Below are 12,208 nucleotides of genomic sequence, written 5' to 3' on the forward strand. Positions count from 1 at the left end.
CTGCGAAATCGTTAAGTTCATGACGGTTTAAAAAAAACAAAATTATGCAGTTGAACCTACTGCACATTCACGTTTAAAAATGCTTTAGCCGCCGCAATATCATTATGAATCTGCGCAATTAAAGCATCCACTGATGTGAATTTAACCTCATCACGCAATTTGTGCAAGAAAAATACTTGCAATAACTCCCCATAAATTGAGTCATTAAAATCAAATAAATGTATCTCCAAAATATTTTTAGTGCCATCAACTGTTGGTCGCTTGCCAATATTAGCTACGCCATGAACTAGCTTCCTTCCTCGGTAGGCCTGCACGACAAAAACACCTTGAAGCGGTAATAATAAACGGTGAAGACTTAGATTAGCAGTAGGAATACCCCATTGTCGTCCTCTTCCATCCCCACGTATTACACGGCCACATAAGATATACGATCTGCCTAAAAGCTTTTCAGTCAAGTCGAGATTGCCTTGCTCAAGTGCCGATCTGATTTTTGTAGAACTAACTCTTGCACTTTGAAAGCAGAAATCCTCATATGTCTCCACTTGGCAATCATAGGGCGCACCCAGCGTTCTTAGCAAATTCACATCACCTGATCGATTTTTTCCAAACCGAAAATCTCCACCAACCAGAAGATACTTTACTTTTAAGACATTAAATAAATACAACATGGCAAAATCAGATGCTGTAGTTTGAGCTAATTTACTATCAAATTTAATACAATATACGTAATCAACCTGGCATTGTTTTAACATATCCAGTTTTTCTCTTAAACTGGATAGTCTTGCCGGTGCCATATCTTTTTGAAAATATTCTCGCGGTTGTGGTTCAAATAATATCAGAACCATAGGCAGGTTCATTTCTCTGGCTTTATCTTTTAATGATTTAATAAGATTTTGATGTCCTAAATGAACACCATCAAAATTACCAATAGTAGCTACTACGCCGTTATCAAACTCAGCTAGATGTTGAACACCACGCAACAATTTCATTAAACGCTTCGATCATCTGTATCAAAACATAGAGTATACTGGTTTTCTGTCTTATTGAGAAATACGGATTTAATAATTTTGTAGTTTGTAGGCAGCGAGACTTAAAATAAAATTGGCTACAACCTGCATTCTCATTATGCTCGTTGTCTACAAACTACATTGCATTGGATGTGGTAAATGAACTTACTAGTTAATGAGCTACTTTGGGTCGTACGATCAAAACATCACACTCTGCACCATGTAAAATTGCATTAGCAGTAGAGCCTAGTAATAAAGAGAGTCCATGTTTACCGTGACTTCCTGTAACAATTAAATCTATTTTATGTTCATTTGCCACTCTTAATATTTCATTTTTAGTAGAACCAAATTCAATAAATCGATGTTTGGCATCAACACCTAATTTTTCAGCAAGTTCATCAAGTTCTTTTTCAGCTTGTTCACGAATAGACAATTCAACTTCAGCAAAGCCAGCAAACCCTGGATATGCATAAGCGGGAATAGGCTCCACAACATGAACCAGAATTAAATCAGCACCATTTTCATCAGCAATTTTTTTGGCCTTATGGGCTGCTAAAACTCCTACCTCATCAAAATCAGTAGCAAATAAAACTCTCTTATACATCATTTTCTCCTTAAAATTCTTATCCTTACATAAGATTAGCAGATCTAAATTTAATTGCCCAGAAACTATCAATCAATCCATTTTATAATTTGCTCAATCTATCAGCTCTGTTTAGTCACTAAATTTAAGACAGATTTTATGTAAATAAGCGATTATGTTTGCTCTTTAATCCAGAAGGGGCAAAATTTTTACTTGGTTTAGCCAGATCCAAACGATATATTAAATCTTTCCGCCCACTTCTGACTGCTGATATAACAATTTAAAAGTAAAATTGAAAATAATGCTCTCTTTAACCAGGATCAGATGACATCATGCTCATTAACTTGATATCCTGTGTGTGATTATATATAGAGCATTCACTATGTTTTTTGACTTATTCGGTGCATCAGTTTCATTAATATCTACCTACTATTTTATTCGCTTGAATAGTAAAGCCTGGCCTGTTGGTATGATAGCTACCGTTATAAACAGCTGGCTTTATTGGCATAAAGGTATCTATGCCGATATGTTATTGGAGTTTTTCTACTTTTTAAGTATGGTTTATGGCTGGTATAAATGGCAAAAAAAACTGCCTCGGTGTATAACCTCTGCTCAAAGCTCCTTGGGCTATCTTAGACCGTTGCAGTGGATTTTATTATGTGTACTTTTTGTTATGCTTTATATATCAATTTACTTTTTGTTAGCAACGTTTACTCATTCAACTGTAGCGTTACTTGATGCGGCCACTACCTCACTCAGCTTAGTAGCCCAATGGTTAATGTGTCATAAAATCATCATTACATGGATACTATGGTTTATTACTGATGCCTTATATGCAGTAATGTATTTAAGTAAGAGTCTTCCTTTCCATAGTATCTTAATGATAATTTATACCTTTATGGCAATTGCCGGCTACTTGGTCTGGGAAAGGCGGTACAAAACAATATTACCCGCCTCACCGGATACCTCTGAGCTTAACCCACACTTGAAAGACCAGACATTGGTCTAATCCATGGATTTAATTTAGTCAGTTTTGCAGGTAACTTTCTGGCATTGAGTTGTGCTTTATTTCTGCTGTCGTACTCACCGAAAGTTAATATATACCAGGATCCTTTTGCATTAGTGAAATGTCTGATCTGTGTTTTATCCATCAGGTTATTATTTTTCCTGAACAGATGCACATCACTAATTACATGGCTTGCAACCAATTGAATCGTGTAGCCATTCGTTTTCAAGTGAGTATCTGGCTTTTTAACCACCATGCTATGTTCTCTGAATGCAACCAATTTGGACTCTGCCACTTTTCGCCCAACAAGGGAAACTGGTTCATCATGAATACTTTTTGGTTTGATAGTAGGAATAACAACTACTTTATCGACAAGTGCTAACCCTTTGAGGTTATCCTCGTCGAATTCCATACCATCTAAAACTTGTTTTTTTGGCAAAGCATAATGGACTAACTGTCGAATTGAAGAGTCTTGCCATGAAGCAATATGGCTTGGAAATTGTTCGGGATGAGTAATGTCCTGCGAAATCTCTTCTTTCTGAACAAAGGTTGATGCTCTGAATACATCAGTAACATATGGGTTACCATCAAAATAAAGATAAGAAATGCCAACAGTTAAAGTAGCGACAATTGCCAGACTTGTTCGTTTTAAAACCAATGTTTTGTTGTTTTTCTTTTGAGAAGAACAATTAAAAACAAACGCCTCCAAACTACTGTTAATTTTAGCCAGATTACCTTTAGTTAACTGATAAAACTGCTTAAATTGAGTATCAGTGAGCGGTTTGTTAATTAAATGAGCACCCATTGCCCGTTGTAATACATAAGTTCTGGTTTCGCTTTCGTTTAATGAGCCTAGTTCTATGGTATGAACCAAGTTATTGAAGTGGTCAGCAGCTAAACTGTTAAGTGTTGCCACTACTGAATAATCAGAGATAAGACAAAGATGAAAAAAGCCAAAATCATCCTGATTTTTGATGGCTAGCATTGCTTCTTTAATTAAGGTTTCGGGTAAATGTTGTGCATCATCAATAACTAATAAAACATGAGCCTTGCGCTCATTAACCTGGGCCACAATAGAGGTCATATTAGTTTGTGCATCGTTATTAAGGTGCAGCTGGGTAGCAATATCATTTATGATGGCTTCCCTATCACAAGGTGGTTTAACAGTCATTGCGATTGATTTAATTTGCAGGTCTAAATTATTTTGCAATAAGGCATTAAACGAGGTTTTACCGCCTTCTTTTTCCGATAAAACTGCAATCAATACATTATTAAACAGAATCAAATGATTGATAAAATCTATCTTGGCAAGCCAGGAACCAGGTTTAAATAACATTCTTGGTTGATTTGCGGTAGCATCAAACTGAGTCTTTCCTTCTTTCATTTTTTTACTCTCCTTCAACCGCAGTAATGAGGGTATTGTACAAACAGTCTTCTGTTATCTTATCATCAAGATAACAATCACCGGGCTTTTTAATCACAACAAAGCGTAGACAATTATTTTTAATTTTTTTATCCAAACTCATTAAATTTCTTAATTTTTCCAAATCAATGGTTCGGGGAATCTTATGTGGCAGACCAGCATAGCGCAACATGGATTCAATTTGTTCAACAACTTTCATATCAATCAATCCTGCTTTATGAGACAAAACTGCAGCGCAATACAAACCTATAGCCACCGCTTCACCGTGCAACCAACGTTGGTAATGCGTGTAAGTTTCCAGAGCATGAGCAAAAGTATGACCGAGATTAAGTAGAGCTCGCTGCCCGCACTCCCTCTCATCTTCTTCTACAAATTTCGCCTTAATATGACAACATTGAGCAATTAAATTTGGCAACTCTCGACTTTGTGCAGTTAAGTCATGTTCCAATGCCCGGAGAAGTTGTTTTAAAAAATCACCTCCAGCTAATAACCCATATTTTATCATTTCAGCAAGACCCGCACGAAACTCTCGCTCTGGCAAGGATTTCAAGGTATCCAAATCAATTATAACGGCATGAGGTTGATAAAAACTGCCTATCATGTTTTTACATGAATCATGATTGATTGCTGTTTTTCCACCTACTGAAGCGTCTACTTGCGCCAGCAGTGTGGTTGGTATTTGTACAAAACGAATGCCTCTTTGATAGGTAGATGCTGCAAAACCAGCTAAATCACCTATCACTCCGCCTCCAAGGGCAATAAGAGTCGTATCTCGGTGGTGTTTGTTTTTTATTAATGAATCATAAATAACAAATAAACTTTGCTGATTCTTATATTCTTCACCATCAACCAAGATTACTACATCACATTGAATCCCTAGAAAAACAGATTGCAAATAATTTAAAAAAAGTGGGGCAATAGTTTGATTAGTGACTATCAACACCTGCTGTGATCGCACCAAACCCCGCAACAACTCAGGGTTAATCAAGCCACCTCGACATATAATTATAGGATATTGATATCCAGGTAAAGAGACATCAACTTGTTCATAAACCTCAAACTTCGCCATAAATATATTTAATTATGTTATTAGCAACAGCCTTTACCGTTAATTTATCGGTTTCAAAACTAACATCAGCCAACTCATCATAAAATGGTTCGCGTTCATCTCTAAGTGACTCTAATCTTCCTTCAAGATCTTCCGTTTGTAATAATGGACGTTTTGTGTCGCGCTTGGTTCTTTCAAATTGTTGCTGAAGTGACGTTTTCAGATAAATTACTGTGCCTCTCCCGGCAAGAGCATTTCTGTTCTCTGGGGTTATTACCACACCGCCACCTGTAGCTAAAACAATATTCGTTTTTTGCGTTAATTCATCAATAACTTTCTGTTCACGGCGTCTGAATCCCTCTTCACCCTCTATATCAAAAATCCACGATATATCAGCACCAGCACGCTCTTCTATGACTTCATCAGAATCAAAAAACTCTAATTTGAGCTCCTTTGCCAAAGCACGACCTATAGTGCTTTTTCCTGCACCCATGGGCCCAATGAGAAAAATATTTCGTACTTTAACTATGCTCATTTTTTCTTACATACCTCTTTAGCTGTAGTGTCATAATTAACCAACTCATTATAACAACAAATTAGATACACGTCTTAGTTGATTTATGATATTAAACCCAAAAACCCAGCTCAGATAAGGCAATATACTTTCTGAAATCAGGATTTTTCATTAATTTAGCCTTTAATAGTGTTGATCTTACTGCAAACTAAATTCTTGCCTGATATTCTACAACGGATAAGCTCTAAAACCCATAAAATTATTTTCATATCCCATATTCAATCGTTTCGATTATTTATATACCTCTTTTTCCCGACCTTCAATCGTAGTAATTGACAAAGAATTAGTTATTATTTTCGGGGTAATGAAAATAAGCAACTCATTGTTATTTATTCCAACCTGTTTGTTTCTGAACAAAACACCTACAACTGGTAACTCACCAAAAAAGGGTATCCTATTGATCGTCTTGGTCTTATCTTGAGTATAGATCCCCCCAAGAACTATAGTCTGGCCATTATTTACCAAAACATTGGTCTGTATCTCCTTGGTAAGGATTGCAGGAACCCCGTTAAATGTCTGAGGCGATGCAGTGTCTTGGTTAATCTGTAAATCCATTAAAATTTTATTGTCTGGAGTGATTTGTGGAGTCACCTTCAAGCTCAGTACTGCCTTTTTAAAAGCTACTGCAGTAGCGCCACTTGAGGTGGCTTCTTGATATGGAATCTCTTGTCCTGATTCTATCAGCGCTGCTTGTTGGTTAATAGTAATCAGTCTCGGGCTGGATATTAACTCAGCACGTCCTTCACTTTCCAGAGCAGAAAGCTCCAAATCGAGTAATATATTATCATTAATTTTAGCCAAAGCGATACCAAGTGTAGCTGGATTAGCAAGATTTGCTGGTGCAGCAATTAGATCCAGGTTTAATCTGTCAGTGAAGGGGGTCACATTGGCCGCTGCAGCGAATGGCGCTACATTAGCCGTTGCTACAGCCTGTTGCATTTGGTTAGCACCTGCTAGCGAACCACTTAAAGTTGGAGATCTGGAAATACCCCATCTGATTCCTATATCCTGGCTAAAATCTTTAGATACTTCGACTATACGTGCCTCAATCAATACTTGTTTCACGGGAATATCTAATTGCTTGATCAAGTCCCTTACTTCTTCTATTTTTGTTCCAGTATCTTGAATCCAGATTGTATTCGTCCTGGCATCGACGCTTAATTTACCTTTTTCAGACAGTAGTGAATTTTGTTTGTCTTTTATTAAAATTGCCAGATCAGCTGCTTTCGCATAGTTGATTTGTAATAAGTCAGAACGTATAGGCTCTAATTTCTGAATGATTTGTTGACTTTTTAATTTTGACTCTTCCATCTTATCGAGATTAGCTTTAGTATCAATCAACATCACGTTCCCCGTTCTGCGCTTATCTAAACCTTGGGTTGTCAAAATAATATCTAATGCCTGGTCCCAAGGGATGTCGTTTAATCTTAAAGTGATATCCCCCTTTACGTTATCGCTAACCACCATATTTACTCCGGTAAAATCAGCAAGCAGCTGTAAAACTGCACGGATATTAATATTCTGGAAGTTTAAAGAGATTCTTTTACCCGTAAATACTTGTTTTTTAAGTTTTGCCTGGTGAAGTTCTTCCGCAGTCAATGGAAATATATCGACCATAAACTGATTATTTATCTGATACACAAAATGGCCATAATCACCCTTATTCAATATGGTCATGCGCACATTTTTTCTATCCTGTTGCATGGTAATGACCTGCGCTGGACTATGAAAATCAGATACATCAAAGCGCTTCATAAGTTGCTGTGGAATTTTTGTATTTAAAAAATTTACCACTACTTCTTTACCTGTTTGGGTTACATCTATAGGAATACTGGTGTCAGAAACATTAATAAGCACTCTTCCTCCTTGTTTTTCTATGCCACGAAAATCAATATGATTTATTGAATGTTTCGCATTAACCACTTGATTCGTTATAAAAACTTCTTTTGCAGGCTCAAAGATCTCATTACTTTTACCGTTTAAAACAAGACTATAAACACGACCGGCAACACTACCAGAGTAAGATACTGTACGAGATAGTTCCAGCATAACTCTGACTCGTTCACCTACCCCCACAATGTTGTATGAATTTACCGAACCTAATTTCACGTGTTGCATTTTCTGCTCTAACGGTAAATGCATGTCTGAATTAATAAAATCCAAAATAAGTCTTGGGGGCTTTTGAGTAATGAAGCTTGCCGGTAACTGTTTTAATGTTTTAGCAAATTCAAAGTCTATCCGTACCTTATCTTCCGGTAAGGGGATTACTTTAACTGATATAAGTGAATTATCTCTAGAAAATGCCACTCCGATACTGGCACTTATTATTAAAATAGCAATGAACGTTCTCAATCTATGATCCTAACTACCAATTCCTGTATCTAAATTTATTGTGGTCATATGTTTCTCCCACGTCCCAGAGTTTTTAATTGTTTCTTCCAATTTAATTAATTCACTCTTAATAACACTAACACGACCGTAATTTTGTCCCATATAACCGCCAACCCGAATTCGACTAATTTGATTATTGGGTTGTTTTATTAGAGCCCACACCTGACTTCCCTCTTTCAGGGTACCGGCAAATTTTAAAGAATCCAGGGGAAATGCCTCTAGAGGCTGTTTGACTCTTTTTTGGTCTGGGGCAAAAACATCAGTCTGTCTCTTAAGTTCAATTGGCTTAAATGGGTTGCGTCGATTATCATGTTCAGGAAATTTAAAAATGGGCAGGGGAGCAAATTTTGGAATTGGTTCAACTGCTAGAGCAGGTCTGGCTTTTATGTCATTAATATATTTTATAAGATCACTATTATCACCAGAACAGGCACTTAGAAATAACCATATGAAGCTCAATAGTAAAAGCTGGATGTGTTTTGTTTTAGTTATCATTGTGTTCGATATCTATATATTTTAGCCGTGATGCTCATCACAAGTACATCCTCAGCGACAATTTTCTTATCTGCGGAAGGCAATCCTTCAACACTAAACTCATGTAGGGTGACAATTCGATTCATTTCAGCGACACGGCTTAAGAAAAGGGCTAATTGCATGTAACTCCCTGTTACCGTAATTTTTATTGGTAATTCAACATAAAAATCATGTTCCACCTCAGGTTGAGGGGCGAATAGCATAAATTTCAATCCTGCACCTATTCCTGTTTTAGAAATTTCTTCCAATAAACCAGGCATTTCATTTTTTGCTGGAAGCTGTTTCAGCATTGTTCCAAAACGTTCATTCATTAACTGCAATTGATTGCGGTACGCTTGCAAGTTAGATGCTTGATGCTGTTTTGATTCGAAATCAGACTTTAAACTTACTTCCTTTGTCTGCAAATTAGCATATTGCTCAAAATTGGCTTTAATAATCAGCCAATACCCAAGTGCTACAATTAAAATACTGACTCCCAAAATAACCCCAATTTTTACAGGTATTGGCCATTGACCAATATTATCGAGGGTTAGTTCACTGAGGTTGATTTTATTCATAATTAATTACCAACCTAGTATTTAGATTTAAGTATAAAACTTAATTTAAATTCATTATTTGCAGGCTGTTTATTATCCATTTTTTTAATCTCTGTCAGATTGGGATTCTGAATCCAGACATTAGTTTCTATATTTCTCATTAAAATAGAGATATTTGTATTCGATTCAGAATACCCCCAAAGATTGACCATGTCATTCTTTCTTTCTAGTTTAGTAACATAGATACCCTGAGGCAATATTTGGATTAATTCATCAAATAAATGAACCATTAGCGTTCTGGTGGATTGTAGATTCTGAACTATAGACATTCTGGAAATAAGTGCTTTTCTGATTAGCGTCAAAGCGTTTATTTCCTTGATCTGAGCTTCCAATGAATTTATTTCTTTTTGCAAAATTTGATTTCTTGAGGTTTGATTACTTACTAATTCAGAAGCATAGTAATTCACGATAATAACAATAAAAGCTGCGAAAACTGAACTGGCAATCAATATCGTCGTAAATACCTTTTTTTCTTGCTCACGTTTTTGCTCACGCCATGGAAGCAGGTTGATTTGAGTCATCTGTTCACTCCATATTTCTTAGAGCCAAGCCACAGGCCACCATTAAAGAAGGAGCATCTTGGGTTACAGCCGCAATATCAATTTTTTCACTAAAAGACATGTGAGATAAAGGGTTTGCAACTGTAGTACTCACACCGAGCTGCTCTTGAATTAACGTAGCAAGATCTGGCTGCCTGGCCAACCCGCCAGCGAGTAAAATATGATCCACAAAACCATCCTGACTGGTAGAATAGAAAAACTGTAAAGTACGTTTTACCTGTAATAAAAGCGTTTCTTTAAAAGGCTCTAATACCTCAGAATCATAATCATCAGGTAATGTTCTTTGAGCTTGAGCCTCGATGACTTGCTGTTGTGTCATTTGGTAATGTTCAGCAATAGCATCAACAAGTTGGATACTCCCAAACTTCTCCTCTCTTGAGAAGACTAACTTCATTCCATGCAATACGAACAAATGACTGAACCTTGCCCCAATATCAATAATTGCTACTATTTTATCTTGCCCCCCAGCTGGCATTGCCAGCTGTTGCGCTGCACGCTCAACTGCATAAGACTCCACATCAACAATTGTTGCGGTTAACCCCGCACGATTTACTGCTTCCACACGACTGTTTACATTTTCGGCCCTTGAGGCAACTATTAGTACGTCTAACATTGCTGAGTTTTTTGCAGAATGACCTAGAATTTCAAAGTCAAGATTAATTTCATCTATCGGATATGGGATGTACTTATCAGCCTCTATAGCAATCAGCTCTTCCATTTCCTCATTATTTAAACCATCGTTGATTTGTACCACTTTACTGATAACTGCAGAATCAGGAACAGCTAATGCCACTTTTTTACAGGTCAAACGTGCATTAACAATAAGTTTTTTAATACAGTTTGATACCGCTTCAATATCCTTAATCACATTTCCGTCAAGAGCATTTAAGGGTAATAATTCACGCCCATAACTTTCAACACAAACCCCATCTCCAGAGCTGGAAATTTCTAATATTTTCACTGATGATGAGCTTATGTCTACTCCCAAGATGGAGTGCTGCCTGGATTGAAAGAGTTTGAGCACCGTTTTATCTCCCTGTATCCTTACTGTACCGCTCTAAAATCGCTGCAAGAGCCTGGACGAATTTGTAACTGATGTTAACGTAAGCTGTTGAAGATTGAAATCTTTTCATTTTTCTTTAGTTAGAGCACATCGATTATTTAATTAAGTTTTATATTTTCCAAGAGTTACATGCTTAAATGCCTCTTCAAACTGTATGTTTTTTCCCAATAATGTCTTTCGTAAGAAATACTTGCACCTCCGCAAAACATTTAATATAGTGAAATAGCAATTTGTAAGGGAATTTCACATCTTTAAGTTTTCATTTCAGTTTTAAAAGGAGTTTTAAATGACTATAGAAGATTTACTCATATCACTAACAACCTATATATTACGTTATCACGATAGTCAGCCTAAGAATATACCTATAATTCCTCCCGAATCTAATCTTGATTTATTGCAAGAACAATATAGAGCGCACGCTCTAAAAACACTTATGAACAGAGATGTACATTATGATGAATATTTAACTGGATTAATCAAAGAAGGAGAAAAAGATTATTCCGGTCGTCTCCCTTTACTATTTTACATTTTAAATGAAATCAAGGTTATAAAATCTATGGTGGATAGAACAACTCCCTTCAGTCCAAATGAATTGGAATGTTATAAAAAACAAATGACCCGGATGCTTATAGATTTAAGGCAGTTGGTTCTGACGATCAAGGGCACAACTTACAACGTAAAATACAGCTCAATAGTTGAGGATGACAAAGAAATCCCCGAAAAGAGTATTTCTCTTTCAGGTACTGCTTCATATTCTTATCTAACCGGGCATTCTTTATGTACCTCAGGATCTCTATTAACTGAGGAAGTATTAAAGCGATTTAATATCACAACTACCTCTTCCGATAAATACATACAAGACATAGCAGAGGAGTTTTGCAAAGCAAGACAAAATGCCTTATTGGTTCCTGAACTGTTATTAAAAATACAAGTGTTAACCAATCTTTCCAGTTCACAAAAAGAATCAATAGCATCACTGGAGCTCGACCTGAAAATGAAAGAAACTACTATCCAGGAACAAGGTGGATCCATTAGAGCCTTAACCGAGCAAGTTGAGAAATATTCAACCATTACAACTAAAGAAAAGTTTCATGCAACTGAGCCACCTGAAGTTGCTGAGACTTTGAAGTGGAAACCTAACCAAGACGAGGCTAAAGTAGAGGAGTTACAAGAGCCAAGCCTTAGTCCGATGAAACCGATTTCTACCATTAAAAACGGATTCGGTAACCCTATGATGCTAGGCTATGCTTATGGATCTCTATTTAGTATGCATGGTTCCCGGTTCCCCCAATTGAGAGCAGTCCAAAATCCTCATCCTGCACAGCAACCCCCAACTGAAGCACCATCATACACTGAGTAAATTTTTTCACGTTTCTTTGACCTATAGGTATACTAGTCAAAGAAACGTGAACTATCCTTCTAA

At 36.7% G+C, this 12,208-nt stretch carries 12 protein-coding genes; 2 read left to right on the forward strand and 10 right to left on the reverse strand.

The genetic code is table 11. The features are described from left to right. Positions 1-56: 56 nt before the first annotated feature. On the reverse strand, positions 57-989 hold the full coding sequence (ribF, locus tag HRS36_RS11230; protein WP_173237380.1) for a bifunctional riboflavin kinase/FAD synthetase: 933 nt from the start codon (positions 987-989) through the stop codon (positions 57-59). A gap of 190 nt (positions 990-1,179) precedes the next feature. Next, positions 1,180-1,611: a universal stress protein gene (locus HRS36_RS11235; protein WP_173238512.1), complete on the reverse strand. Its 432-nt coding sequence runs from the start codon at positions 1,609-1,611 to the stop codon at positions 1,180-1,182. Positions 1,612-1,972: 361 nt separating this feature from the next. Here HRS36_RS11235 and pnuC point away from each other — a divergent pair, with 361 nt between their 5' ends. Then, positions 1,973-2,599 (forward strand): nicotinamide riboside transporter PnuC, encoded by a 627-nt coding sequence (gene pnuC / locus HRS36_RS11240; protein WP_173237381.1) that lies wholly within the window; start codon positions 1,973-1,975, stop codon positions 2,597-2,599. On the opposite strand, the gene HRS36_RS11245 is transcribed toward pnuC, so the two are convergent. From HRS36_RS11245 to pilM, 8 genes are all read right to left on the reverse strand, one after another. After that, positions 2,565-3,980, reverse strand: coding sequence for an AAA family ATPase (locus HRS36_RS11245; RefSeq protein ID WP_173237382.1), 1,416 nt, complete (start codon positions 3,978-3,980; stop codon positions 2,565-2,567). The genes pnuC and HRS36_RS11245 overlap by 35 nt on opposite strands. A gap of 4 nt (positions 3,981-3,984) precedes the next feature. Beyond that, complete coding sequence (gene aroB / locus HRS36_RS11250; protein ID WP_173237383.1) at positions 3,985-5,088, reverse strand: 3-dehydroquinate synthase; 1,104 nt, start codon at positions 5,086-5,088, stop codon at positions 3,985-3,987. Then, positions 5,075-5,602, reverse strand: coding sequence for a shikimate kinase AroK (gene aroK / locus HRS36_RS11255; protein WP_018576163.1), 528 nt, complete (start codon positions 5,600-5,602; stop codon positions 5,075-5,077). Before aroK ends, aroB begins: the two co-directional genes overlap by 14 nt. A gap of 270 nt (positions 5,603-5,872) precedes the next feature. Continuing rightward, entirely contained in the window at positions 5,873-7,993 is a 2,121-nt protein-coding gene (locus tag HRS36_RS11260) for a type IV pilus secretin PilQ (protein WP_173237384.1), read from the reverse strand. A gap of 9 nt (positions 7,994-8,002) precedes the next feature. Further along, positions 8,003-8,527 (reverse strand): pilus assembly protein PilP, encoded by a 525-nt coding sequence (locus HRS36_RS11265; protein WP_173237385.1) that lies wholly within the window; start codon positions 8,525-8,527, stop codon positions 8,003-8,005. Then, positions 8,524-9,123, reverse strand: a complete 600-nt coding sequence (locus HRS36_RS11270; protein ID WP_173237386.1) for a type IV pilus inner membrane component PilO — start codon at positions 9,121-9,123, stop codon at positions 8,524-8,526. Before HRS36_RS11270 ends, HRS36_RS11265 begins: the two co-directional genes overlap by 4 nt. A 14-nt stretch (positions 9,124-9,137) precedes the next feature. Then, complete coding sequence (locus HRS36_RS11275) at positions 9,138-9,683, reverse strand: PilN domain-containing protein (protein ID WP_173237387.1); 546 nt, start codon at positions 9,681-9,683, stop codon at positions 9,138-9,140. Between the two features lie 4 nt (positions 9,684-9,687). Continuing rightward, positions 9,688-10,746 carry a type IV pilus assembly protein PilM gene (gene pilM / locus HRS36_RS11280; RefSeq protein WP_173237388.1) on the reverse strand — a complete coding sequence of 353 codons (1,059 nt, stop codon included), beginning with the start codon at positions 10,744-10,746 and terminating at the stop codon, positions 9,688-9,690. A 325-nt stretch (positions 10,747-11,071) separates the two neighbouring features. On the opposite strand from pilM, the gene HRS36_RS11285 reads away from it, so the two are divergent. After that, positions 11,072-12,145, forward strand: coding sequence for a hypothetical protein (locus tag HRS36_RS11285; protein WP_173237389.1), 1,074 nt, complete (start codon positions 11,072-11,074; stop codon positions 12,143-12,145). The last annotated feature ends 63 nt before the right edge of the window (positions 12,146-12,208 follow it).

The organism is Legionella antarctica (genome assembly GCF_011764505.1).
Lineage (GTDB): Bacteria > Pseudomonadota > Gammaproteobacteria > Legionellales > Legionellaceae > Legionella > Legionella antarctica.